This is a genomic window from Paenibacillus sp. NPDC057967 (genome assembly GCF_042887015.1).
Classification (GTDB): Bacteria; Bacillota; Bacilli; order Paenibacillales; family Paenibacillaceae; genus Pristimantibacillus.
This window is the reverse complement of sequence record NZ_JBHVQB010000008.1, coordinates 143,334-169,327: the sequence shown is the minus strand read 5'-3', so window position 1 is coordinate 169,327 and position 25,994 is coordinate 143,334. Positions and strand designations below refer to the sequence as shown.

The window sequence follows — 25,994 nt, the reverse complement described above, 5'->3', positions numbered from 1 at the left end:
ATCGGGCATTTGTCGGAGAGTGCAAGTTCCGTGCAGGCGGCAGGAATACCAACCCTCCCGTTGAATATTGCATAGACGCTTTAAAGAAAGGAGCGGTTCGAAATGAGCGCGTATGATGTGCATATTGGAAAATTAATTAGCGGAAGACGCGAGCTGGAGGGCAAAGGAGTCTACTTGCTCTGCACGCCGGAGAAGACCATTACCGAAATGGAATCTCCCGGCTCCGTTCAAGGAATTCTCGTGAGCTCCCAGGATTGGGAGGATGCTCTGTACGAATTCTGCCAATCTGCCCTCACCCAATATATAGCGGCTGGTCACAATAAAGATGTCTACACCTTCTCCATTCAGGTTGATACGTATCACGGCAGCTTGCTAGTCTATATCAACAACGCGGAGGGTCTGAATCAAAGCATAGAGGACGCGCTTCCGTATGAACGCTCCCGCGCCTCTGCTTCACAGACTGGACAAGACGATAGCCAGCTCCGCGAGCGGCTTCACTACGAGCTCCAGTATGCGGAAGCCGATTACCCCTTTATGTATGACGAGTATCCGCCGAGTCTGGAACATTGGCTGAACATGCTCGCTTGTATCGAGATCGGTACGCCACAACACCTGGACGTAGAGCAAAACTATATTTTTGAGAAGAAAATTACGGATTCCCAGCTCTTTCTCCTTGCTATTAACGTTATTCATCGTCTGAAGGAAGATCTCCGGCAGCTGGATCAAACGGACCGTTTTATTGCTTATGTGTCTGCGGCGGACGGTGTAGGCGGAGACTATCTCACGACCAGCCAGCTCATCCGAAAGTGTATAAGCGAAGAGAAGCTGTATCGGGCTATGCCGGAGGTTCAGGAGATGGATCTTGCTTTCGAAGCAGCCGCGCTGGAGGTGCAGAAGAAGCCTCTACAAGAGCAAGTGCTGCACTGGACAACTGCGATTGAGCAAGGCGAGTTCGGCAAGGGCAGCCCGCAGCAATATGAGAAGACGGACTATGCGTCCTATGAGCAACTCCTCTCGCTCGGTGAACCGGCTATACCGTACTTGAGAGAGCAGCTTCAGACAGAGCTCGAAGAGGATACGAAGCTGATTATAGAAATAGTATTGCAGGACTTGAGTTAGGAAAGGTGGTCTATTTTGAATCAGCCATACGCAGTAATTGATGATGTTATCAAAGACATGCGGGGCTTCATACAGGAGCTTCAGGATCAAGATCCCGATCATTACAGCCGATACCCTATGACATTGGCCAGCGAAGCGGACGAACAGTCCCTCCATAACATTAGCGAGTGGGCATTGCCAGATGAATACCTGTATTTTCTGAAGCGCTATGTCCCACAATCCGTCACATGGAATACCGGCGACTATGTGAACTTGGACATTTTCGGCGCCATGGATTTGGAGAGAGGGCAATGGGGGTACAGCCATAATCCTCAGACAAATGAAGTGTTCCAAGAATGGCCTGACCATTATCTGGTCATCGCCAGCGATGAAGGCGATCCCTATTGTATCGATTTGTCCAGAGGGGACACCGTTATATATGCTGCCGAGCATGGCACAGGATCATGGGATTTTGACGTTGCATACGACAATCTAACCGACTTTCTTCGCAGTGTCCTGCTGCCGCCGAGCAGCTCCTTGGACTGGGACACAGAAGAGTCCAATACCTACACCTATTACAAGATTTTCATTACAGGTGAAGGCAGCAACAAGCTGAAGACATTGGCGTTTATTAAAAAGAAGTTTTCCTGCGACTATGCGCAAGCAAGAGCGTTTATGGAGTCGCTGCCTCTCCTTGTGTACAAGGGAATTCAACAAGGTGCCGAGAAGATCGAGGCACAGCTGGAGGAGAACGGTGCGGAGTATGAAAAGCGAGAAATAAGCTTGGCTGAATTTGTGCAGTAGGTGCAGGCTTACAGCCCCGCATCAAGAAATAGGCGACATACGGCAATTCATTGAGGATTCCATTGAAATCATTGAACATGCGAGGAAAAAAGGAACTAACTCCGTCATCATTGAACCCTATCGTACATAGCTGAGCAATACAAATAGCTTTCCCCTTCATAACCATGGAGAGGAAAGCTATTTTTTGATTCAAGCTTAAGGCGTGGCGACGGATACGAGGAAGTCATTCGTCCCCGAAAGTACCGTTACCTCCGGGGCAAACTCGATATCTCGAATGTACAGAGACTCACCAATGTCCATGCCGCTAATATCGAGTTCAATAACATTCGGCAAGTGCTGAGGCAACGTGTCCACTTCAATAAATTCTTTATGGATTTGCACAACGCCGCCGGACTTGGTGCCCACCGCTGTGCCCGTAAACCTGACGGCAACCTTGGTGCGCACGCGCTCATTCGACTGCACATGCTGGAAGTCGATATGGATCACATCCTGTGTGACCGGATGACGCTGAAGGTCCTCTAACAATACCGGTAACTTCATGTCTCCCTCAAGCTGCAACTGAATAATGCCCGATCCGTCTTGCCTGAGCCATCTCTGAAATTCTATGGCTGAAATATGAATCATCTCATTACTTTTATTCCTGCCGAATACGATGCCGGGAATACGGCCCGAGTGACGCAGATTTCGAAGCGCCGATGTGTTCATATGAGTACGTTTTTCCGCTAGCAAGCTTTTTGCCATAATAAATCGCTCCTCTTCATGAATTTAGCGTGAATTGCCTAATCGCTGAACCCTCCCCTGGCGGGGATACAAAGAGAAACATAGCATCACCTCCCATAACCCTTCTCACGCCATCAGAGCTATACATTTAATGTAAAAACCCCTTAATACGCGCGAAGGCACCCCACTCAGGTAAGAGTGGAATGCCTATGGATTACAGCTACCATATCATAGAAGCTGCGCTTTGTCTAAGATTTGTGGCCATCCGGGTAAGACATAACAAAAGCGGCCCTCATCCATCTCAGGATAAAGGGCCGCTTAACTCATTGAAGATATAAAGACAATTAGACCGGTTGCAGTTCACGGCTTAGACGAAGCGTCTGTGCTGTCGTAGCATGAACTTCCTCAAGCAGTGCAGGGTTCTTCAATAAAGATTCTCCGTAAGAAGGAATCATCGCCTTAATCTTCGGCTCCCACTCCTTGATATGCTGCGGGAAGCATCTGTTCAATACTTCAAGCATGACGGAGACAGCAGTCGATGCGCCCGGCGAAGCACCAAGCAATGCAGCAATCGAACCGTCAGCCGCGCTAACGACTTCCGTACCGAATTGAAGCGTGCCTTTGCCGCCGGCTGCTGTATCTTTGATAACCTGTACGCGTTGTCCCGCGACAACCAGATCCCAATCCTCAAGCTTGGCGTTCGGGATGAACTCGCGCAGCTCTTCCATACGCTTCTCCTTCGACAACATGACTTGCTCGATGAGATATTTGGTTAGCGACATGTTCTTCGCGCCTGCTGCCAGCATGGTGAACAGATTATCCGGCTTCACGGACGTAATCAAATCGAACATAGAGCCCGTCTTCAGGAACTTCGGCGAGAAGCCGGCGAATGGACCGAAGAGAAGTGATTTCTTGTTATCGATGAATCGAGTATCCAGATGCGGCACCGACATCGGAGGAGCGCCGACCTTCGCTTTGCCATATACTTTGGCATGATGCTGCTCGACAACCTCTTGGTTTTTACACACCATGAAGATACCGCTGACCGGGAAGCCGCCCATATGCTTGCCTTCAGGAATGCCGGATTTCTGCAACAGATGCAGGCTTCCGCCGCCGCCGCCAATGAACACGAATTTGGCAGTATGATGCTCGGTTGTGCCGCTGGCTTCATTCCGCACTTTCAAATCCCAGTCGCCTTCGCTCGTGCGTTTCATATTATTGACACTATGCTTGTACTTGATGTCTACATTTTGGCTCTTCAAATGATCGAAAAGCATGCGCGTTAAAGCGCCAAAGTTAACATCCGTACCCGTGTCGATTTTGGTAGCCGCAATCGCTTCGCTCGCATCGCGGTTCTGCATAATGAGCGGAATCCACTCCATCAGCTTCTTCGGATCTTCGGAAAATTCCATTCCTTTGAACAATGGATTAGCGGACATCGCTTCATAACGCTTCTTCAAGAACGAAACATTCTTCTCACCTTGGACTAAGCTCATATGCGGCAAGGGCATAATAAAGTCCTGGGGATTGCGCAGCAGATTGCTATTAACCAGATGAGACCAGAACTGCATGGAAACCTGAAATTGCTCATTAATCTGAATCGCTTTGCTAATATCTACAGATCCGTCCTGCTTCTCGGACGTGTAGTTCAGCTCGCAGAGAGCCGCATGACCGGTTCCGGCGTTGTTCCATTCATTCGAGCTTTCTTCGCCTGCGCTTGGCAACTTCTCAAATACCGTGATTTTCCAGCTGGGGACCAGTTCCTTCAGCAATGCCCCCAGAGTTGCACTCATAATGCCAGCACCAATTAAGATAACGTCTGATTTGGTTTGTTTGTCACCCATTTTTACCGCCCTTACACACTAATATTTAAAGAAAAGATGTAAGACTTCCCGCTCAAGTACATAGCAAAGCAGGGTGCGAACCAGTCACGCACCTTTTCTAAATGAATCATTCAGCCGAACAACAAAATATTTTGAATTTGATATATATACTATTATATGATAGTTAGTTGGTATTTGAAAGCCGTTAAATTTTAGTGTGGCGACCCTGTTGCTGTTAAGAGGGGAGAAAGCTTCCTCTTGCGGTCCAATCAACACAAAAACCAAAGCTTTGCCCTTATTATATGCTCGGGTCTTTGCTTTGGTTTTGGATAAGGACGTTATAGGCTCCTGCTGCTCTCGTGTTATAGGTAGTCCAAGGTATTAAAGATAAGAATTAATCCGACAATACACATGATCCAAGAGATCGCCGATCCCGAATGCTTGGAGATGTAAGTCTGGAGCTTCTCCAGCGGTCTCTGCATCACTCTTCCTAGCAAAACATGCAATGCAAACACAATAAGCGGAGGAAGGACCATAACTACATTGTATCCAGCCAGCATCGGCAGCCATTGAAACATCGGCAAGTGATGGGTCGACATCAGCCCGATAGCCGCAAAATACGGAAAAGCCGTCCCTACCTCAATCAAAGACGTTGTGAATCCAAGCGCAATCATGGACGCGATGCTTTTGGACTTTGGTCTGTGCACGCTTGTCTTTTTGCTCTTCGGATAATAAAAGCTGGCTATGAACAATATGGCGCCTATGATGAATAATCCCCAGCTCACCGTCCGGTTTTCTAATATCGAGGACATAGCCGGGAGCAAGGCATCAAGGCCTAGCATCAGAGCAATGCCAACTGAAAAATAAAAGGCAGCGACTGTGGCCAAATAAATCATAAGGCGAGAGCTTAACCGTTCCTTCTCCGTTAACAACAAGTAGACCGTCACGCCCAGGGTTGCTGGACTTAGCGTATCTAGCAAAGCCAAGCCTCCTACCGTAATAAGGAGCTCATTAGTCATGCTTCTCCTCCTTGCTGGAAGGGCTCTTCACCGAAGAGAGATAGATATCGAATGCTCTCTCCATATAGTCGAGAACCTCCTTCTCGATCGGATAAAGCCCGTGGTTCTCCGATTGCTTAGGAGACTTCCTGATGTCCCATAGTTCATTGACGAACTCATCAGCATCTCCGAATTGCTCCGCCTGCTTTTCCGCCATACGCCGTATAATGTTCTGCACCTTGGATGAAGCCGGATCATCCTTGATCAATCGTTTGATTTGGCCCAGCAGAGCAATCCACTCCAGTGAATCCGGGTCTTCTCCGTTCATCTTGGGGAGCTTGGCCCAGAGGTCCGGGTCCTTAGCCTTCAATTGATGCTCCTTTAAATCCGGCAAGCCTTTCTTATGTTGATTCGACAGCTGAATAAGCTTCTGCACCGCAAGCGGCTCATTCCCGCCCTCGACTGCAATTCCGTTAATGAGCTCGCGCAGAGAAAGCTCCATGCTTCTTAATCTCTTCTGCTCCTCAAGGATAAAGGACAGCTGGCTCTTCAACCCTGTCGACCAATCCCAGTCAGGGTCTGACAGCATATCTTTAATTTCTTGCAATTTATAGCCCATACGCTTGAAAAAATGAATATATTGCAGCTTCTTCAGCTCCTCCTCGGAATAAAGGCGATGTCCCCCCTCTGTCTTGGACGGGGCTGAAAGCAGACCGATCTGGTCATAATAACGTAGCGTTCGAACCGTAATTTGCGTTTGCTTGGCAACATCTTTGATATGAATCAATTCATCGCACCCCCGCACTCGGACGTTCTATTCTTCCTTTTTATTATCTATAGCATACTTAATCAGATACCCCAAACCTAATCCGACCAGCACGCCGGGGAGCGACTGATCGAGCATAAGGCCGATCCCAGCGCCAACAATGACACAAGCATAAATGATAATGTCTCCGGATTTCATGAAAATCATCTCCTTGAAGTGTTCTGGGTTGATTATACAAAATGACGCAACGTCACTTTCAAGGGCTTTTGTAGAAAAAAAAGCCTGCTGCCCACTATAAGAGTGAGTAACAGGCTTTCGCCATAAAATGGGTCATTATTGAGCCGTATAACCGCCATCCACGATCAGGCTGCCGCCCGTCATGAAGGAAGAATCGTCGCTGGCCATGAACAATACTGCTTTCGCCATCTCTTCTGCTTGGCCGAGGCGCTTCATCGGCGTCATGGCGGATAGCGCCTGCTTGCTCTCTTCCGGAATAATCGGCGTATCGATAAAGCCCGGGCACAGCGCGTTCACGCGGATATTCTTCTCCGCATATTCAAGCGCAAGCGAACGCGTCAAGTTCACAACGCCGCCCTTGGCCGCATTATAAGCGGCAGAGCCTGGGGAACCGACCCAGCCGTACATCGAAGCGGTATTGACGATAGTGCCGCCTCCGGATGCCAGCATTACCCGAATCGCCTCACGAGCGACCAGGAACACACCGTCAAGGTCCACGTTCACCGTGTTGCGCCACTCGGCATACTCCAGCTCATGCGTCGGCTGCACACGTCCAATGCCCGCGTTGTTGAACACAATATCTACACGCCCGAAGGCATCCTGCGCCTGGCGGAACACGCCTGCTACTTCTTCTTCACTTGTAATATTAGCCTTTACGAACAATGCATCCGCCTGAGCCGCTTTCAACTCCTGCTCGAACGCCTTGCCTTTCTCTTCGTTCAAGTCAACCAATACTACTTTAGCTCCTTCGGAGACGAACAGGCGCGCTGTTGCGGCACCGATGCCAGATGCTCCGCCTGTGATGACTGCCACTTTGTTGTTCAGTTTACCCATTTAGGAATCCTCCCGTATAATAGAATCGTATGCTTGCAGAAGCTATACGTCTCTGATTAATTTGGACTACAATTTCATTGTACGATTCTGACTATAGATCACAATCAGCAACCTTTTGCGATGTGTCGCATTGGTCGACACTCCCAGGAAAAGTGTCTTTTTTCGAAGGAGGGTATGGAGATGGATAACGAACGAAACGCCGCAACCCGGCGGCAAAACCGGACAAGAGAGCATCTGAAGTCTGCCTTCATCAAGCTGGTGAAGGAGAAGGGCTATCATGCGGTCACCGTAAAAGATATCGTTGAAGGCGCAGCCTATAACCGGAGCACCTTCTATGTGCATTATCAAGACAAGATCGAGCTGACGGAGGATCTGCTGAATACGATGCTGCAAGGTCTTGAAGGGGCTGTCGGGGAACCGTACCAGCCCGGACAGAAGGTATATACGGACAAGCTCGGCGCCCCATCCTTCCGCATTCTGTCGTACATCTACGAGAACCGCGATTTTTTCGAGCTGATCATGTACGAGGACACCTTGCCAGGGCTCCATACGGGATTTCCTCAGACGCTATTGAATATCTACCAGGAGCAATTCCGTTTCGAGACGATCAATCGGCTGCCCGTCAACATGGATTACTTCAAGCGCTACACGGCCTATGGCTTCTACGGGCTGGTGCGCCACTGGATTGAGACAGGGTTCCGGGCATCTCAGGAAGAGTTCATCCAGGAGATCATCGCTCTGACCAAAACTCATATGCAAGCTGTGGAATATGTGGGACGCGCTTCAGATGATCCTCAGCACCCCCCGATACGATAACTGTTACAGCCCTACACCATGAGGATAGCCGTGAATGAGCGGACTCCGGTTCTTATGGCGAGGCAACAAGCGAATACTTTCCGCTATGGGCTAGCTACCTTAGCTGAACAGTCTCATTCAGCTTGCTGTCCCCTCCCGCTCCCGTCAACTGATGCAACAGCAGCTTCACCGACTTGATCACGCTGCCGCTCTCCCAATATTCAGCTGTCTCCGCATTCACCTTAATAAGGACGACGTTGGGGTCATCGTAGGAAGCGTGAAGCAGCTTTTCATAGGCTTTGTTCCAATATTCCTTCTTCTTCTGCAAGTCCTCCACAAACTCAGCCTTACCCCTAATCGATACATAGGATTGTCCTGCATACGAGACATTCACGCTCGGGTTGCTCCGTATTTCATGGAACTTGGCAGTATCCCTCATCGTCACAAACCATAAATCTCCGTCGAACTCGATTTCCTGTGTCTTCATGGGACGGGATACAAGCCCCTCTTCGCCAGAGATGGTCGTCAGCATAGCTGTATCAATGCCTTTGATCAATTCTCGAACCTTTTGAATGGCCTGCTTGCGCTCTGTCTTAGCTTCTTTCATTCTGATCACCTCGCCTTAGGATTCCTTGATAGCCTCCCTTCCATTCGGAAGATCGGCCAGCTTTCTCCATCCGTTCATACAAAAAAACGGCAAGACCGCCCCCCTAAGGTTGCGATCTTGCCGTTGATCATCCTGAATGCTGGAGCTCCTGTTCTTATTGCTGCGGAGCCATGTTGTTGTAGATGCGTGTTGCATTCACTTTGCCTGTGCTCAGATCCTCCGATGTATAGCCTGATACGAAATTGCCGACTTTGAATTCCTTCTGCAGCAGCTCTTCCGATGGCTCGGCAGCAGTTGGGCCGGGGATGCCCAGAATCGTGTCAGTCGTTACCGTTACCCACAGATCACCGACCTTGAAGCTCTTGCCGTCCGCGCTTACTTCTGTAATCTGTCCATCAATGTTCACCATAGCCTTGCCGGTAATCGGCGGGGCGCTTGCTTCTTCCTTCGCCGGAGTCATGTTGTTGTAGATGACGTCCGCCGTTACTTTGCCGCTGCTTACATCCTGAGAGGTGTAGCCCGAGACGACGTTGCCAACTTTGAATTCCTTCTGCAGCAGCTCTTCGGAAGGCGCTGTAGCCGTCGGCTCGTTGCTGCCCAGCTTCGTTTGATCCGTCACTTGAACCCACAGATCGTCGATCTTGAAGCTTTTGCCGTCCGCGCTCACTTCTGTAATTACGCCATCGATATTCACCGCTACTTTGCCCGAGATAGGAGGCTGTGTAATCGTCGTCGGGGGCTGAGTCGGCAGGGTAGGCGCTTGCTGGTTCGTCGCAATCAGACTAACTGACAATACCGCACATGCCGCAATTCCAACCGTCCAACCTGTAATCGTTCTTTTTTTCGCTGTATTCATCATTCTAACCCGCTCCTTTTGATCGTTTCTAGTTGATGGTGTGGATTTATCCATTTCGTTCATCAGCTTCCGGTACGTTGCTTCTTGAAAATCCTCGCTTGTTTTCACACGGGACATCGCAGATTTATAGACTGATTTCTTCATCCTCCAGGCCTCCAATCTTTTCTTTTAAGATAAGGCGTCCTCTTGCAAGCCATGTTCCAACCGTTGCCGACTTGGTCCGCATAATAGCTGCAATTTCCTGGATAGAATATCCCTCATAATAGTGCAGATGAATCGGAATTCGATACTTCTTGTCCAACGCCAGTACGGCCTGAAGAACCTCATTTTCTTCCTTCGGGAGGTAGCTTAAGTGTTCGGGAACAGGATTCCTGCTTTTGAACCATCCGGTTTTCAGCATATTTTTGCTTTTATTGATGGTTGTTCGAATCAACCATGCTTTTTCGTGTTCACTGTTTTCAAAGACGGGGCGCTTCTGCAAGTAGGTCAGGAATACATCCTGCGCCACTTCCTCCGCGTCCGCTATATTTTTCAAATACGTAAAAGCAATCTTGATCATGCTTTGCGAATATAGATCCAAGGCCCGCCGTACAGATTCATTGAGCTCATATGAATTGTACACCTCAGCACCTCCTTTCACTTTTAATACAACTGAGGAGGCTTATATTTTTCATCATGCCCAAACTTTTTTTAGCATCCGGCTATTTTTGATTAAATAAACGCGGTATAGGCGAAAAAAGGTTCCAGGGTTTATTTAAAGAAACCGCTTGACCATAAGTCTGGCCAGAGCGGTATAGTAGGAAGAGAATGACGATCTGGTTGACCTAAGGAGGGTATGTAGATGTATGTTGTAGTTACAGCTTACCGTGAGGATTGGGTACGTGAATTTAATGAGGAATCCAATCGGATCAAGCAGATATTCAGCGATGAATTAATTGCCATTCATCATATCGGCAGTACTTCTGTCCCTGGGCTAAATGCCAAGCCGGTCATCGATATCATGCCGGTAGCTCGGGATATTGGTAATGTAGATTTGTATAATGAGTCCATGAAAGCGCTCGGTTATGAATGCATGGGAGAGTTGGGCATGAAGGGAAGAAGATATTTTCGAAAAGGCGGCGATCATCGCACACATCAGGTGCACATATTTCAGGAGGATAACCTGGTGGATACTACTCGCCATCTGGCCGTCAGAGATTACCTTCGGATGCATCCGGATGAAGCACATCTTTATGGAGGATTAAAAGAAAGCCTCGCTGTCCGCTTTCCGAGGGACATCGAAGCTTATATGAACGGCAAGGATGCCTTTGTGAAAGAGTTGGAGAGAAAGGCCTTGGAGTGGTACAGCCAGAGCGGGAATTGAGGAGACTGCTCTATGATTCAATTCGTGCTCAAACCGCCTACAAAGATCCAGCTTGGGGGCAAGAAAATAACCTTATGCTCCATTGGTTCGGGCTGACTGACTCCTATAATTGGCTCGACTTCGAAGACATTGAATTACTTCGTTATAGCCTAGAGTTCATGAACACGTACAGTATGGACCAAAGTCAGCCTCTAACTCCCTACCGGCTCTCATACTCCACTGCTGCAAGGAGAACCGCCGGGGAACCAGGCTGCGCACCTGTCTTGGCAATTTGGAATAGCTCTTCGTTGATCGCACCATACGACGAGTTGCTACCCGATACGAGAATAATGGAGTTGTAGCCCTCCAAGGCTTCACCGATCGTGGCGGGCAGTTGATCTGCGAATGCATCATGCGGGGCATACTCCGACCGCAAGTATGAGACAAAAGCAGCCCGTTCTTCTGCATCACTCAAAAAATGCAGCTCCAGAAAGTCATCGTCCAACCAGGAGCACCCTATGTTGTCTAGAAATACTGACGGCTGAGCCTCTCCATCCTCGTCATACAGAGTCTCAACAAAAGCGGCCAGCTCGTCCTCTGAGGAGAACCTCGCTCCCCATACGGTCACAATATGTTGCATCTCCACCCCACCACCCGTCTATTCATAGTTCGTTACCAGTGCTTCTCCATAGCTTCCTCGCATCGCGAGAAGCCATTCCTTGCATAGAACTCGATGCTTCCGCTGCTAGGCCACAACACAAGAAACTCAACCGCATTCTCCTTGGCCCACTGTTCCATCGCGGTATGAATTTGACTGCCTATTCCCTGACTCCTGAACTCCGGCCGAGTATAGACATTGGTCACATAACCGAAATAAGGATCGGGCGACTTCCCCGGTCTTGGTACTTTATGAATGAATTGCAGATACATGTGAGAGACAATGCTCCCGTCCGCTTCTGCAACCCATATGTGCCAATCTCCGCCACCGATCGCCTTCGTCAAAAACGAGCTGCACACAGTATGAAACTCCTCATATCGGGCTCCGCTTTGCGTTTCCTCTTCTGAGAACTCCCACCGCATTCGAACAAGTTGATCGACATCTTCCAGTTCAGCCAATCGCACAATCGCCATGGTGCCGCCTCCTCCAATCCCCTTTTACTTATTACGAACATAAAAGGTTATCCTTGTTCCTTGACCTAACGTACTGCTGATATGCAGTCCGGTTCCAAAATGACGCTTTAATCGCTGGTCCGTATTGATCAATCCGACACCTGTCCTGCCGTCCGCCGTTCTTTCGAATAGCCGTTTCACTTGTGCTTCGTCCATGCCGACTCCATCGTCTTCAACGGTTATCTCTGCATACGATTCATGGACAGCAATCCTAATATAGATCTTGCCGCCTCGACTGCGCTTCATTACGCCATGCATGATCGCGTTCTCCACCAGAGGCTGGATCGACAGGAACGGGACTTTCAATGCTTTGCAATCCTCTATCTCCCAAATCACCTGCAGCCTTTCATCGAATCGAACCTGTTCAATAAATAGATAAGAGTTCACCAGACTTAGCTCCTCCTCAATCGGAACAAGTCCATCCATATTGGTAAATCTAAATTTATTCCTCAAATAATTGCTAAACTCTTCAAGCAGCGTACGCATCTTATCCAAGTTAATGTTGCTTAATGCAGTTACAGCGTTTAGTGCATTGAATAAAAAATGAGGCTGGATTTGCGCTTGAAGCCATGCCGCCTCCAACCGCTGCTGCTCCCGAACAAATCGTTTGATTGTAATTAAGGCCTCGATCCGTGATTTTAACTCTATCGCTTCCACAGGCTTGGTTACATAATCATTCGCCCCCGCCATAAAACCGCCGCGAATATCTTCCGGCTGGCTTCTTGCCGTGATGAGCAGAATGGGTAGCTCTGTAAGCGAGAAGCGACCGCGAAGGATTCGCGTCAGCTCGTAGCCAGACATCTGCGGCATCATGACATCCGAGATGACCAAATCCCACTCCTTCTGATTCAGTACAGCCAACGCTTCTTTGCCGCTTGTAACCATCGTGGCATCGTACTCATCCGACGACAGAATCGATTCCAGCACCTGAAGATTGACAGGGTCATCATCCACAATAAGCAGACACGGACGGGGGCAATTGGCTGTAATTTCATGAAGCAGCGGAACGGTCTTCTCCGTAGGAATAGAGTCGTCCTCCATCGGCAGCGATGGCCTATTCACCGGCTCGAATGAGCTCGCAGCGGCGACCTCATTCTTAGCGCCGAGCTCAGCAAGCTCTAACGAGAAGGTAAAGGTGGAGCCTTCCCCTGCTGCAGAGGACACATCCAGCATTCCCCCATGAAGCTCAACCAACTGCTTGCAGATGCTTAAGCCTAAGCCAAAGCCCCCTTCAATCATGGTTTCGCTTCTACCCGCTTGCTCATAGGGACGGAATAGGCGCTTCAGCATCTCTTCATCCATGCCGATCCCTGTATCCGTAATTCGGATATACGCTCTACCGTCCTTGACGGCAGACTGAATCACAATACTTCCTTCATTCGTATACTTCACGGCATTATGCAGCAGATTGAAGATGATCTGTATAACACGATTTTCGTCCGCATAGACAGGAGGGAAATCTACCGGGATTCCATTCGTGATGTGAATCGACTTCACTTCTGCATTATAGCTCAGCATATCCAGTACGCCGGTCACGATAGATTGAATCGAGACGGATGTTTTTTGCAGGCGCGGATTGCCTTCCCGCAAGCTCATGACATCAATCAAATCATTAAGAATCAAGGTGAGCCGGCGCCCTACGGCCAGTACCGTTTCAAGCTCTTTGACGCTCCTGCTCTGCAACAAATGCCGCTCTCGATTCAAGACCGTCTGTGACATATTCAAAATGCTGTGAAGCGGATTGCGAAATTCATGCGACGTATTGGCTAGGAATTGATCCTTGTGGTCATTCATACGCTGCAAGGTGGATGCAATCTCTTTCGTATGGGCATGCATACTGAAGTATTGCTTAAACCAGACAGAAGCCAGGCATCCCATAGCAAAAATCTGATCGAACGGATAGTATACCAGACTGAGGCCGCTATCCCGCCAAAACAACGACCATGCAAAATGATGCACCAGCACAAGTAAGGCAACAAGCAACAGCAGGTTGCTCCTAATATCCTTTACCACGGTTTTGAAGATGGCCATGATCGTAATGATAATGGCTATAGCTCCACCTAGTGTATAAACCGGAAACAGCTGAATAATCTGATCGGGCTGCAAGAACAACGTTATGCTGGCAGACCCTAATATCATGACCATCACGAAAGGGTACATACGACGCCAATACCGAATCTCGCGATGATTCGTGCATTGCAGCAAAGCATAGACACCCAACATTAAGGCACAATTCGCCAACCGGAAATCCCAGGTGGTACCGATATAAAACAATTGGTGGAACAGCTTCTCGTCGTTGCTTAACAGATTAGCAAATGAGATACACACGGTCAGCAGAGAAAAGTAAAGCAGCTTCTTCTCTCTATTTCCGAGTAAAAATAATATAAACGCGTAAGCCGAATGCATGAGAAAGATTACCGTGACCAGAAGCTGCATTGATACAGAGATTTTCATCTCCATGGCGATCGCTTCCTCCGAGCCGAATTTAATCGACCGCGCAATACCGCTATTGCGGCTATCCACGTAATTGGCTGCCTGAATGACAAGCTCGATAACACCATTCTCATCGGCTGTAAACGTTGTAGAATAAGGAAGGTTTTTCGCTATATAATCATGCTCCGCGTCAGCGATACGTCCCGTTCCGGCAAGGAGTCTGCCGTTGACATATAACTCGGATGAAGTTCGCACGCTCGGCACTCGAACACTGTAGTTCTCGTCCTTCGCCGGGTCTACATATAGAAGCAAGCGATAAGAACCAAAGCCGTATGGGGTCGGCCGCTGCTCATTCAGCGCGTCGTTCCATCCGCCTGGAACTTGAATGAGTGTCGAATTACGCTCTCCGGTTGCTTGCTGCCGGTTGCCTTTCATGAGCCATTGAGAAGGATAAAACTCCCACTCCCCATCAAGCAAGAGAATATCTCCATTCTCTGCATGCCAATCGCGTAAGTCCAACTGTCCATTTTGAATGGATACCTGTTTCTGCAGATGGAACCATTCCATCCATAACAGCCGTAAGCCCGATGCAACAGCTAGAACTATCAGTAGCATGATCATAATGCGTGCTTTCTTAAATGGGTATCTTAATGAATAACGTGGCAAGAGGTCTTCTCTCCTAGTCCTATTCTTCAAAGACATTCATATAAAGGCTAACATTATATCTATTATACGATACAAACTTAACAGATGTTGGGTGTTCGGCAGAAACAAAAAAAGAATGAACCAGGATATCCGTTCATTTATTCATCCATAACGCATGGCTTTGTCATCATTTAATAGAAAGTTCAGTTTAAAACGTTTAGTAACATTGTACAATTCCTAACAGAGGCCTATAATAGGATTAATTTTACAAGAAGGTGTGTGATTGATATGACAGTCCTTACATCCGCGATGTCCATTTATAAGGTGCGGAAGGGATAATTCCAACCCATCCCTATCCGTCATACATTCAAATTACGGAGGGAAAACAATATGTCTTTTAGTTATTATGGTGAGCTTTGTACAGAGGTCTATGACCTGACGAAAAAGGTCGGTCAATCTTTGGGAAGAGAACTTGACTACTACCGCGACAGACTTAAGCCTTGCAAAGGGCGTATTCTAGAGGCGATGGTCGGGTCCGGACGGGTCATCATCCCGCTGCTTGAAGCTGGGCTTCTAGTAGATGGCGTGGACTATTCTCCGGAAATGCTGGCTTCATGCCGTCAGCGCCTAGAGGAAAGAGGGCTCATCGCCAATCTATACGAGGCAGACCTTCAAGAGTTGTCCCTGCCCCAGCGATATGAAGCGATCATTATCCCGGCGGGTTCCTTCTTGCTTATTGAGAAACGCGAGGAATCCATTAACGTATTGAAGCGCCTATATGAGCATCTTGAGCCAGGCGGACGTCTCATTCTGGATCTGTTCCTGCCTGACGCTAATTTCGAAGTTGGCAAGGTTGGACCAACATCGACCTTCCGTTTGCCGAATGGCGACAGCATTACGCTGGAGGAGAAGCTCGTAGAAGCGGATCTGCTTCATCAATACAAGGTCTCCCATCTCCGATATGAGAAGTGGCGCGACGGGGCCTTGATTCAGACGGAGTTGCAGCGCTTTGGCCTGCGCTGGTACGGGATTGAGGAATTTAAGCTTGTTTTGGAAAGCATCGGCTTCTCGAATGTAGTTGTATCCGCTGATTTCGAATATGGCCAGGCGCCTGCCCAAGCGAACCAGACGTATGTGTTTGAAGCAACTAGAGCTTAAATGATTAAAGTAATAATCCGAACATTTAAGCCATCCTTTAGAGGATGGCTTTTTGGGATGATCCATTGTCGGGCCTTATTCATGCTCTATGAACCCTATTCATTGCGAGAAATCGCTGCTATACGTTGAATGACCGACTGAACGTCATTAGAGTCTTTGATCACAAAAATATATTCCGCTTCATCTTCTTGAGGTGCATAGTCAGCATCGTTAAGTGATTCTGCTTGTTGCCGATGAAATACCTCTTCAAACGTGGAAGCACTCCTGAATATGGCTGTGCTCCGGGTACTGTTAGCGACTCGCGCTTGAATAATGTCACCGGCAAGATCAAAATGAACCAATATTCGGATAAACCCTTCATTGTGAAACTTGGAAAGCAGCTTTAACCGATCTTTGCAATTACGATTGGAATTGCAAAGAATCAGATGAAGCCCGGTTTGATGAATAGCATACTCTACAATGGTCTGGGTCAAGGCAAACTTGATTCTATTGGGCCCATGTGCGGGCAACAGGGTTCTATAATAGGTATTAATGAATTCGGCATGGTTATCTTGATCAATGACAAGTGCATCCTGAAGCTGTTGCTCTAACGCTATGGCAAAGGTCGTTTTACCGCTATGGGTTTTGCCTACTGTAAGAATGACTAACCTGCTCATACACACAACTCCATCCCAAAATCCATCAATCGCTCTCCCTCTGCCTGCTCACCATTCGAAAAAGCTGTCTTCAATAAGCTCCTCGAATGATCTTGCCAAAACCTTAAGCTCCCCGGTATCATGATAGCAAATCAGCACCTCTCCCGCCGGATTCACAAATATCGGATCGCCGGAGCCGTCCATCGAGATGACATAGCTTTTATGTAAAACCTCCGCACAAGGCAGTTCCTTGCATTGCTCGCGAAATTCCAGCGTCATATCGGTAACCGTCTCCTTTCCGATACTAGAGCCATTAGAGAACGCATGCACCGCAATGCCTGCATACGCTCCTCCGAACGCACGGATAAAATGCACATAATCCTCATGAAAACTTACTCCCAGCCGCTGCTCTGCATGAGCCACTTCCTCCTGGCTCGCAGGAGTGCCTGCTAAGGTACTATTATCCTCACGATGAAGAAATGTTGTTAACCTCTCCATAAGTGCATTATTCATCCAGTAACCCTCCCTGTCATTTGACCCTTACGACTTATTTGCCATCCATTCAAGCAACTCGCGAGCGTGGATGATCTCCTCATCCAACACATCTGTATCAGAATGCGGGGACAGGGCAGACCGCTCAAGTGCAAGCCGGAGCCACTCGACAGACTCCTTGGCCCTCTCCATCTCACATAACCATTCCCCGTAACAGACTGCCGCGGTCCAAATAAAGCAATGCTTTATTCAGCGACGTCTGCCCTTGGTTCATCATCAGTACCTCGATATGGGCTGAATACCACTACCCTTGTTCTTACAAATGATAAGGCGTCGCTTTCCCTGCGACGATGTTGTCAGGATGTACGTCAGTCTGCTCATAACCATTCATGCGAAGCAGAATATACTCTACTTCCTCCAGGGACATGCACAATTGCTTACTGACTTCGTATAACCCGATGTCTTGTGCAAGAAGCTTCCTTGCCTGTTCGATCTTTCCCTCCAGCCAATTATTCTCCAGCATCCAGCCCTTCACCTTCGCCAATAATTGCTGCTGGTCTTCCGTACCCGCATACTTCTTGTACTTCACAATCGACTCCACCAAATATTGATAGAGCCCAATTCCTAGAGCCTCTCGCTGCTCGTTTTTGGACATTCGCAAATACTGCTCATAGGGGATACTAATATCCAGTGTAAGTGTCTGATCCCGGCTATCGAATCGTCTGAAGGTCTTGCGTTCATAACTTTCCGGCAATACACGCCACATGAACGCAATGTGATAAGGAAACGACCAAGCTTCCGCCAATTCGGTGAGCGGCAACAGCTCGTCTTTTAATTGGCCCACGCATGTGCCATGTGTATCCAAGCCAAAGGTTATGTCCACTATCCCCTCTCCCTTATTAGACCAAATGATTGGCATGTCTCGTTGAAGTTACCCTACGCATCCCTGCGACAACAACCATTGCTCCATCGTAACGAACGCCTGCGCAGCATCCTTTTCAAACATGACAGCCACCTCTTGCCCGTAGGCATAATTAAACCGTATATAACCGCCTATTTCCTGATAGAACAGTAGACAGGTAAATTCATTTTCGACGACCAGATCAGGCGGGAAAACCTCCCGGAACATTCCTGACAGCTTCGGAAGCGTCAGTCCATTCGTTCCCGGCGGCAGACGCAAAAAACGATGGTTCCGCGTCTCGGACCACGGTTCATAATAGACCGCCCCTTGCTGGCCACATCCGTATACTTGGCTATAGATGTCATCCAGCAACAAAGCATACATGCTGTCATCCTCCGTCTCCTGTACCTGCACAACCACTCTCTCGATACGCTCCGCATGCCGCGGCAGCCATAACAGCTGCTTCGTCTGCGGATGCACCGCCAGAAAGTCGCCATCTGCGGTATGGCCTATTGCGATGCACTCGCCAATCTGCTCTTGTGTAATGGGGCTGTCAGCATCATGCTCCCATAATTCATATTCCGGGAAAGGACAAAGCACCTCGTTATCCGGTGAGTAGACATTCATCCAACCCCTGTACGTCCCTGAACCAAACCGCTTCATAAACCGAAGATATCCCGGCGGAAAAGAGACGGCTGAATTCAGCTCTATTGCTTCCATGTGAGCCGATGATAGCGGCCCTGGCTGTGATACCAAATACATCATCTTCCTCCTTTACTCTCCTGCTTCTTCTATGTACGGAAGCAGCACGCCTTAAGTTGCTTGAACTGCTAAGTTTAGCCAAAAGGGACTAGCGTGATCATGGGGGAAGCTGCTGTCCATAATGCCATGAGCCTATATGAGTAAGGCGACATAACAAGATAGGCGAAGGGAAACGATGCTTCCCCTCGCCTATCTATGGCATTACTCTGTTATTCCCAGACCAAGTAACACGTTATCGCTTACTCAGGCGTGCCTTGCGTTACCCCATGAACATACGTGAACCATGGCGTATCGAGCGCGCCTTGACCTGGATTATAAGTGAAGAAATATTCAACCGTATCCCCTTGCTGTAGGTTATTGACCGCATAGGTATAGTTGCCATTGCCTGCTGACGTCATAGCGACGTTCTGCTGCCCGCCGTTATTAATCTTATAGTGCAAGTCGGCAAAGGTGGCGCCATTGACATAGAACTGCAGGTTGTTTCCGATTTTCTTCAGCCCGCGCACCGCGTCGCCAATAACAATGACCGTGGGCGCTGCAGGCACCACCGTAATGGTGCTGACAGCTGTCTTGTTGCCGTCAACGGTAGTCGCCGTGACCGTAGCTGTGCCCGGAGCAAGTCCCGTCACCTTGCCGCTCTGATTCACGGAAGCGACGCTCGAATTGGATACGGTCCACGTTACTTGTTTATTCGTCGCATTAGACGGCGCCACTGTAGCATTCAATTGTACGTCCTGCCCTACTTCCACTTGTGCAGAAGTCTGGTTCAGCGTTACACCGGTAACGGATACATTCCCTGGATTCTCACTGTCGCCTTCTTTGTACACACGCACATAATCGACCTGCATCGTTGCAGGAATATCCTGAGGGTCCGGGCTGAGCAGTCCGTCAAAGTATCCGCCGATCGCCAGGTTCATAATGAGATAGAACGGCTGATCGAAAGGCGCGTTCGGATTATTCGGAGCAGCTACGGAATACCATTGGTCTCTTGTTACTTTGAAGAAGAACTCGCCATCGACATACCACTTGAAGTTGTCCTCTTCCCATACCATGGAATAGACACGGAAATCGTTGGCGAAAGTTTGGCCCTCTGGGAAGTGGTATTCACCCGCAATGTAGCGGTTGACCGGCCACTGTCCGCCGAAGTGAAGCGCTCCGCTAGTTGTGCCAGGCAAGCGTCCCTTTGCTTCCATAATATCGATTTCACCGGATGCCGCCCATGCGCCGTAAGCCGAGTCTTCCGGAAGCATCCACAGAGCCGGCCAGACGCCATTGCCCGTTGGCAGCTTCGCGCGGATGTCCACTCTGCCATACTGGAAGGAGAAGTTATCCTTCGTATTCAGCTTGCCAGAAGAGTATTGCGCATAACGAGTTGGGTCCTGAGGGAAGTTCTTCGGATCATTCAGCGCTCTGAGATTCAGCTTCCCGTCTTGAATAAATACGTTCTGCGAGCTGTCCGTATAGTGCGCCAGCTCCGCATTGCCCCAGCCCCAGCTGTTAGGGTCGTTGCTAATGTAATAGCCTGTTTCATAATTCCATTTGTTCGTATCGAGCTGAGTGCCGGCAAACTCATCATTCCAGATGAGGTTCCAGTTCTGGATCGCCGGATTGGTTGGCGTGCCAATCTCAATATCGTCATGATCGCTCACATCCGGACGCGGAGCGTTCGGGTTGCCAATGAAGGTGTAGTAGACATAATTGTTGCCTACGCTGCCGCCGGACTGGCCGTTCAGCGGATAGCCGATACGAATCTGCATATCGACTTGGATAGGCTGGAACCACAGACCATAGATGTAGTCAGCCCAATAGCCCCACTGATTGGCATCGGACATGTTGTTGTAGCCGTTCGGAGAGTAGACGAATCCGCTTTGGCTGGAGTTCGCCATATCTACCCATTGGCCGTTGACATTGATCTGATAGACGAATTTGCCAAGCTCTGTGCCAATCGCCGCACCGCCGTCGATCTTAGGCAGCGGAATGCCGATGACGCCGCTTTGATCCGCGGTAAAGGTTGTTCCGTCATATGGAGTAAGGGTATACGAATTCCGGACCGGTACATTGAAGACGATCGTATAAACAAGATTTGCACCGGAGGTCTTCGACTCCAGCTTCACGTTGATGGACTCGGTTACGGTAAACCAGTAGCCGCCCCCGCCTTCCGTGAATTGACCGAAGTTATTGTCATAAATCCAGCCGCTGGCTGCATTGTTTTCAATATCAATCCACGTGCTGCTGCTCACAGGTTTCACATATACCTTCAAGTCATCCGCAACGGCTGCATAAGGGACCGCCGCATTATTGTTGAAGGTCGGGTAAGTGAAGCCTGCTCCGCCCGTAAAGCCCGCCGTAATCTGCGGCCCCTGCGTGAAAGCCATCGACGAAATCGTCGCTTTGTTAATATTCTGGAATTGAAGCGTGTAATTCAGCGTCACCCCGGGATTGGCCTTAGAGAACAGCTGAATCTCGGTCGTAGCGGAGAGCATGAACCAGTAGCCGTTCATGCCACCGTCGCTCCAGTGCCCCCAGTTCTGGTTGTAGATATAACCGCTGGCACTATCAATGTCGACCCAATTGCCGCCTACTTTCACATTTACGCCTACATCATCGGAGACATCATTCCAGGTAGCTGAGCCTCCATTGAATACAGGCATTACAAATCCGTAGCTGGCTTGTCCGACCCCTGACTTGGAGATGACAGGCCCATCCTCTGCTGAGAAGTAAGCCATTGAAGTAACGGCGGTTCCGGCTGCCTGTACCTTGGATGGCGGCAACAATCCCACGCTGGCGATCATAGCGATTGCTAAGAACATACTCAGTACTCTGTGCTTCAATCTATTCTCCATCCGGTAATATTGCATTACATTTGTCCTCCTTTAATACATAGATGTTTGTGATTTGCTGCGACTAATAGGATAATATTAATTAAAAAGCATAAATATGGGATTTGTTGAATATCGGGAACTGTGCCATTAAGCGCAGTTATGCCTTAATGACCAAGCTTGCCCCTGTTTATTACGTGCTTCGCTCGTCAGCGCTGTCCATCATGACGACCCTGCTGTTACTCCCTTGTGCAGCCCGGGCAGGCTCGCCACCATACGGTGGCTGACGCGCCACATGGCCCCCTTGTACAGATAGGGTATTGCCGCTTCGAATACATGGCTAGCTCATGTATAGCCGCTGGCATACCTGCTGTAAGGCCATTAGACTGCAAGCTTTCCTGCCGAGTCATTCGCTTTATCTGGGCCCGCGGCTTCTGCGACGGACCATGCGAATAGGTCCGTGTACAAGTAAAGGAAACCGCTTACATGGGAGAACATCTTTATTCTAACGAATATCGCAATCTCCTGAAAGGTACAATTGTTTTTGTTATGACCCAATATTTTAGATTGCAGCACTATGCTCAAAAGATAGCAGCGCTATGACCGGAATCATAGCGCTGTGTCTTGGTATTTCCCTTCTCTTTCATACTTCCGCCGCATGAGCACCCTGTATTCAGTAGGCTGCATATTCATAACATCCCGGAATGCGCGGGTGAAGCTCTTATAGCTTTCATAGCCGACCATGGCTGCCACTTCCACGATCTTGTGCTCCGTCTCAGCAAGCAACCGCCGGGCTTTATCGAGGCGCACGTCTCGCAAGTATTCCGCGAAGCCTTTGCCGATATTTTTTTTGAACAGGTTGGAGAAGTAAGCATAATTGAGCGATACGTGATTGGATACCATTGCGAGATCCAGCGGCTTATGGTAGCTCTCATGGATGAAACGAATCGCTTCGTTCAAATCCTGCGAGTTGCGGTAACTGCATTTGAATTCATAATAGAATTGGTTCAGACGAAGCAGCTGCTGCTGAAGCGCCTGGATGTAGTCGCGAATGCCCGGATAATCGAACAGATTGCGCAAGCAGTCAATATCCAGCGCTTCCTCCCCCATATAGGGGCGTATAACACGCTCATACTCCTCCAGCATCTCGACCATGGCGCGACAGAGCTGCTGCGTATAGCGGATATGATAACGCTGCAGGACATCCTTGTGGAACATGGAGGAGATACCTTGGGCGATTTTGCCGCTGTTCTTGGTGCCAATTAGCTGGAACAGCGCATAAATATCCTCATATGGAAGCTGCCACTGCTGTTCCAGCCGATCCACTTGCGAGGGCAGTATGCATCGTTTATCAGGGAACAAATAGCTATGTCGGTGCAGCTCCAGCACTTGCGTGTAGCTGCCCGGAAGCTCCTTTAACCCTTTCTGCGGGCTGGTCATCACTATAGTGGTATCAATCTGTGCAGCCTTGAGCGCGGCGGGCAAAGCGCCCGTATCTACGTCTGCGGCAACCGCTAGAATCAGATGCGGGCCGTGCTGCAGGCAGATACAGCCCCGTCTGCCATAGACGCGATACGCAATGGATTCCATGCTATGAGCACTGCTGGCCCCTGGCTGGTTGATCCGCAGCTCCTCACGCAGCAAGCACAGGCGGTAATGTCGCCATAAATCCGGATTTTGCTGCTGGGTCTGAATAATCCACGACTCGTCATTGGCAGCGCCCTGCATATACATGCACAGCTCCTTGCGGTCCGCTTCCTTGGCGCGGCGAGAGACATGCTTCATATTGCGCGAGAGCGCCTGCCGGGTCTTGATCTCTTGCCATACATGCTCGACCGCGGTTTGCAGATCATCCCGCTTCACGGGCTTAAGAAGATAACCCTTGGCTCCAAGCCCTATCGCCTTCTGGGCATAAGCGAAATCGCTATAGCCGCTAATGATCAGATATTCCACCTTGATCCGTTCCTCTTTGGTGTGCGCCATCAGCTCCAGCCCATCCATATCTGGCATCATGATATCGGTAATCACCAGTTGGATGCTATGCTGACGCAAAATGTCCAGCGCCTCTACCCCGTTAGCAGCACAATAGATGGTATCAAGCTCTAGAGGAAATTGGCGCAGCATGGCCTGCAGGCCATCGCGTATTTGCTTCTGATCGTCCACAATCAACATGTTGATCATGCTCTACCACCCTCCAAGATTCACATTTTCCCAAGGCAATCGAATCGTGACACAGGTATAAGCACCCTGCACGCTCTCAATCCACAGACCGCAGCCTTTGCCATAATGAAGCTGCAGCCGCTTATGCACATTTTCCAAACCCAACCCGTTCTTACTCGCCACGATCGGCGTGTCTGAATCGCCCTGCAGCACAGCCTGCAAGCTGGCCAGCATCTGCGGCTCCACGCCCGCTCCGTCATCCCGTATGTTGATGAGCAGCCGGCTGTCATCCTCCACGGAGACACTGATTCCGATCCGTACGCTGCCGCCACGCGGCGCCGCATGATGAACGGCATTCTCCACGATGGGCTGCATGCACATCTTCGGAATAGTGTACCGCAGCACCTCCGGCGGAAGATCCGCTGTCAATTCAATGCTGCCGCCTTCCATGAAGTTAATAAATTGAATATAGCTTTGAATATTCGCAAGCTCCTCGCTGAGAGCCACGGTATCACTGCGCCACTGCATGCTGTAACGGAGCAGCGAGCCTAACGAGACCAAGGCATCAGCAATAGCCGGCTGCCGCTGAACCTCCGCCTGCATACGGATGGACTCCAGCGCATTATACAGAAAGTGCGAATTGATCTGAGAATGTAGCGAGTGCAACTGCGCGTTCTTGGCAATGAGCTGCTTATCCACCACCTGCGTCATCAGGCGTTTGATCTCGTCCAGCATGTTGTTGTAGCTTACAGCCACTTCATCAATCTCATCGCCGCTCTCGTGGTCATCAAGACCCGTGACAATCTTCGCATCCAGCTGGCCTCTTCGCACCTTGCGCATAGAAACCAATATACTCTCCAGTCTGCGGAACATGCGCCGGGTCGTATGCGAGACGAACAGCATAATGAGCAGCAGCACGCTTAAGGTAATGGCTACGACCAGGGCATACCAGTTGCGCGGACCCTTCATAAGCGCCTGGTGAGATGCAATATCCACCACATAGGCGTCTAACGGAGCAATATACTTGTACAACGCATAGTAGGTATGATCCCCAACCTTGACCTTAACGGGGTCCCCCTGCTCCAGCACATCCAGCTGCCGGTGAATGCTGCCCAGAATATTGCCCAGTTCCTCTCCTGCATTGCCGGTAAATTCATGCTGAGGATTATACACCGTACGGGCAGGGTCCTTGCCATCCATGACAACTGAAAAGAAATTCCCGCCGGTCTCCTCCAGCATGTCTCGGAAAAATGCGCTGTGCTCAACGCGAATCTCCATAATGCTGGGACGCTTCTGCTGCTGCCCCTGAAGGCGAACGAGCCGGTAGTAAGACAGCGTATGTTCCCCATCCTGAAGGGCAAAGATGCGGTATGCCGTCCCTCCCTCATCCCGCAACGTGACCCAATAATCCTGCGGATAGAAGTTGTCATAATGGTAAATTTCCGGCCATATTTCATGCAAATTCGGATTATCAACATAAAAGCTGAGTTGACTAATCATCTCATGGCTTTGAATAATATTGTGCATCTGCTCATATTGGTTCTGTCTGAATTTCACCAGTCTGAGGCCATCGCTGCGCATATTGGAATGGATAAAATCGACAAATGACTTCTGAGTCAACGCCGTGGAGGAAGCGTTTTCAATCATATCCATCCGACTGCGCAATTGTTCATTTAGTCGTGATACATGGCTGCTTCCGCTCGCCATCGCATCCTTGTAGAGCTGAGTCTCCTGCGTTCGGATAAACAGGAAGGATACCAGCACGGCAGGAATTGCAATTGTCAGGCTGAAGGCCATAAAGAACTTTTGGGATATGCGGGAATTGCGGTACAACTTTCTCATTCTCGTCAGCAAATAATTCATTCCAGCGCCCTCCCCTACCTTTGTAATATACCATGTATTACAAACCGGCAGGTAGGTAATCAGGCAATATGGCACC

General features: G+C 49.3%; 24 protein-coding genes and 1 pseudogene. 6 read left to right on the top strand and 19 right to left on the bottom strand.

Annotated elements, in window-relative coordinates:
• Positions 1-102 precede the first annotated feature (102 nt).
• Together ACFVSO_RS21145 and ACFVSO_RS21140 are read left to right on the top strand one after the other, a co-directional pair.
• Complete coding sequence (locus ACFVSO_RS21145; RefSeq protein WP_387477223.1) at positions 103-1,119, top strand: hypothetical protein; 1,017 nt, start codon at positions 103-105, stop codon at positions 1,117-1,119.
• Positions 1,120-1,134: 15 nt separating this feature from the next.
• Positions 1,135-1,902, top strand: coding sequence for an SMI1/KNR4 family protein (locus tag ACFVSO_RS21140; RefSeq protein ID WP_387477221.1), 768 nt, complete (start codon positions 1,135-1,137; stop codon positions 1,900-1,902).
• A 195-nt stretch (positions 1,903-2,097) separates the two neighbouring features.
• Here the strand turns inward: ACFVSO_RS21140 and ACFVSO_RS21135 are convergent, their stop codons facing one another.
• The 6 genes from ACFVSO_RS21135 to ACFVSO_RS21110 form a co-directional block, all read right to left on the bottom strand.
• A complete protein-coding gene (locus ACFVSO_RS21135) occupies positions 2,098-2,643 on the bottom strand; it encodes a 50S ribosomal protein L25 (RefSeq protein WP_387477219.1) in 546 nt (181 codons plus the stop codon).
• A 323-nt stretch (positions 2,644-2,966) separates the two neighbouring features.
• Entirely contained in the window at positions 2,967-4,466 is a 1,500-nt protein-coding gene (locus tag ACFVSO_RS21130; protein WP_387477217.1) for a malate:quinone oxidoreductase, read from the bottom strand.
• A gap of 341 nt (positions 4,467-4,807) precedes the next feature.
• Positions 4,808-5,464, bottom strand: coding sequence for a GAP family protein (locus ACFVSO_RS21125; protein WP_387477215.1), 657 nt, complete (start codon positions 5,462-5,464; stop codon positions 4,808-4,810).
• Entirely contained in the window at positions 5,457-6,230 is a 774-nt protein-coding gene (locus tag ACFVSO_RS21120) for a MerR family transcriptional regulator (RefSeq protein ID WP_387477213.1), read from the bottom strand. The genes ACFVSO_RS21125 and ACFVSO_RS21120 overlap by 8 nt, the downstream gene beginning before the upstream one ends.
• A gap of 27 nt (positions 6,231-6,257) precedes the next feature.
• On the bottom strand, positions 6,258-6,407 hold the full coding sequence (locus ACFVSO_RS21115; protein WP_387477211.1) for a hypothetical protein: 150 nt from the start codon (positions 6,405-6,407) through the stop codon (positions 6,258-6,260).
• A 135-nt stretch (positions 6,408-6,542) separates the two neighbouring features.
• Positions 6,543-7,280, bottom strand: coding sequence for an SDR family NAD(P)-dependent oxidoreductase (locus ACFVSO_RS21110; protein ID WP_387477209.1), 738 nt, complete (start codon positions 7,278-7,280; stop codon positions 6,543-6,545).
• A gap of 180 nt (positions 7,281-7,460) precedes the next feature.
• Between ACFVSO_RS21110 and ACFVSO_RS21105 the strand changes: the two genes are divergently transcribed.
• Positions 7,461-8,096 (top strand): TetR/AcrR family transcriptional regulator, encoded by a 636-nt coding sequence (locus ACFVSO_RS21105; protein WP_387477207.1) that lies wholly within the window; start codon positions 7,461-7,463, stop codon positions 8,094-8,096.
• 94 nt (positions 8,097-8,190) lie between these two features.
• Here ACFVSO_RS21105 and ACFVSO_RS21100 read toward each other — a convergent pair whose 3' ends face one another.
• From ACFVSO_RS21100 to ACFVSO_RS21090, 3 genes are all read right to left on the bottom strand, one after another.
• Entirely contained in the window at positions 8,191-8,682 is a 492-nt protein-coding gene (locus tag ACFVSO_RS21100) for a pyridoxamine 5'-phosphate oxidase family protein (RefSeq protein ID WP_387477205.1), read from the bottom strand.
• Positions 8,683-8,836: 154 nt separating this feature from the next.
• A complete protein-coding gene (locus ACFVSO_RS21095; protein ID WP_387477203.1) occupies positions 8,837-9,682 on the bottom strand; it encodes a hypothetical protein in 846 nt (281 codons plus the stop codon).
• Positions 9,663-10,160, bottom strand: coding sequence for an RNA polymerase sigma factor (locus ACFVSO_RS21090; protein WP_119801939.1), 498 nt, complete (start codon positions 10,158-10,160; stop codon positions 9,663-9,665). Before ACFVSO_RS21090 ends, ACFVSO_RS21095 begins: the two co-directional genes overlap by 20 nt.
• Positions 10,161-10,379: 219 nt before the next feature.
• Here ACFVSO_RS21090 and ACFVSO_RS21085 point away from each other — a divergent pair, with 219 nt between their 5' ends.
• Both ACFVSO_RS21085 and ACFVSO_RS21080 read left to right on the top strand, forming a co-directional pair.
• A complete protein-coding gene (locus ACFVSO_RS21085; RefSeq protein WP_387477201.1) occupies positions 10,380-10,901 on the top strand; it encodes a GrpB family protein in 522 nt (173 codons plus the stop codon).
• A 74-nt stretch (positions 10,902-10,975) separates the two neighbouring features.
• Positions 10,976-11,047: pseudogene (locus tag ACFVSO_RS21080) on the top strand (hypothetical protein); the annotation flags it as partial.
• Between the two features lie 53 nt (positions 11,048-11,100).
• On the opposite strand, the gene ACFVSO_RS21075 reads toward ACFVSO_RS21080, so the two are convergent.
• From ACFVSO_RS21075 to ACFVSO_RS21065, 3 genes are read right to left on the bottom strand one after another with little or no spacing between them, the layout of a single operon-like run.
• Positions 11,101-11,520 carry an immunity 22 family protein gene (locus ACFVSO_RS21075; RefSeq protein WP_387477199.1) on the bottom strand — a complete coding sequence of 140 codons (420 nt, stop codon included), beginning with the start codon at positions 11,518-11,520 and terminating at the stop codon, positions 11,101-11,103.
• A 32-nt stretch (positions 11,521-11,552) separates the two neighbouring features.
• Positions 11,553-12,011 carry a GNAT family N-acetyltransferase gene (locus tag ACFVSO_RS21070; RefSeq protein WP_387477197.1) on the bottom strand — a complete coding sequence of 153 codons (459 nt, stop codon included), beginning with the start codon at positions 12,009-12,011 and terminating at the stop codon, positions 11,553-11,555.
• 24 nt (positions 12,012-12,035) lie between these two features.
• Positions 12,036-15,104 (bottom strand): ATP-binding response regulator, encoded by a 3,069-nt coding sequence (locus ACFVSO_RS21065; protein ID WP_387477195.1) that lies wholly within the window; start codon positions 15,102-15,104, stop codon positions 12,036-12,038.
• A gap of 414 nt (positions 15,105-15,518) precedes the next feature.
• Here ACFVSO_RS21065 and ACFVSO_RS21060 point away from each other — a divergent pair, with 414 nt between their 5' ends.
• Entirely contained in the window at positions 15,519-16,286 is a 768-nt protein-coding gene (locus tag ACFVSO_RS21060; RefSeq protein ID WP_387477193.1) for a class I SAM-dependent methyltransferase, read from the top strand.
• A gap of 95 nt (positions 16,287-16,381) precedes the next feature.
• Here ACFVSO_RS21060 and ACFVSO_RS21055 read toward each other — a convergent pair whose 3' ends face one another.
• The 7 genes from ACFVSO_RS21055 to ACFVSO_RS21025 form a co-directional block, all read right to left on the bottom strand.
• Positions 16,382-16,942 carry an ATP-binding protein gene (locus ACFVSO_RS21055; protein ID WP_387477191.1) on the bottom strand — a complete coding sequence of 187 codons (561 nt, stop codon included), beginning with the start codon at positions 16,940-16,942 and terminating at the stop codon, positions 16,382-16,384.
• Positions 16,943-16,990: 48 nt separating this feature from the next.
• On the bottom strand, positions 16,991-17,434 hold the full coding sequence (locus tag ACFVSO_RS21050; protein ID WP_387477189.1) for an SMI1/KNR4 family protein: 444 nt from the start codon (positions 17,432-17,434) through the stop codon (positions 16,991-16,993).
• 295 nt (positions 17,435-17,729) lie between these two features.
• On the bottom strand, positions 17,730-18,296 hold the full coding sequence (locus ACFVSO_RS21045; protein WP_387477187.1) for a hypothetical protein: 567 nt from the start codon (positions 18,294-18,296) through the stop codon (positions 17,730-17,732).
• Positions 18,297-18,344: 48 nt separating this feature from the next.
• Positions 18,345-19,079, bottom strand: a complete 735-nt coding sequence (locus ACFVSO_RS21040) for a hypothetical protein (RefSeq protein WP_387477185.1) — start codon at positions 19,077-19,079, stop codon at positions 18,345-18,347.
• Between the two features lie 236 nt (positions 19,080-19,315).
• A complete protein-coding gene (locus ACFVSO_RS21035; RefSeq protein WP_387477183.1) occupies positions 19,316-21,934 on the bottom strand; it encodes a family 16 glycosylhydrolase in 2,619 nt (872 codons plus the stop codon).
• 570 nt (positions 21,935-22,504) lie between these two features.
• Complete coding sequence (locus tag ACFVSO_RS21030) at positions 22,505-24,076, bottom strand: response regulator transcription factor (protein ID WP_387477181.1); 1,572 nt, start codon at positions 24,074-24,076, stop codon at positions 22,505-22,507.
• A 3-nt stretch (positions 24,077-24,079) separates the two neighbouring features.
• Positions 24,080-25,918 (bottom strand): sensor histidine kinase, encoded by a 1,839-nt coding sequence (locus ACFVSO_RS21025; protein WP_387477179.1) that lies wholly within the window; start codon positions 25,916-25,918, stop codon positions 24,080-24,082.
• Positions 25,919-25,994: the final 76 nt, after the last annotated feature.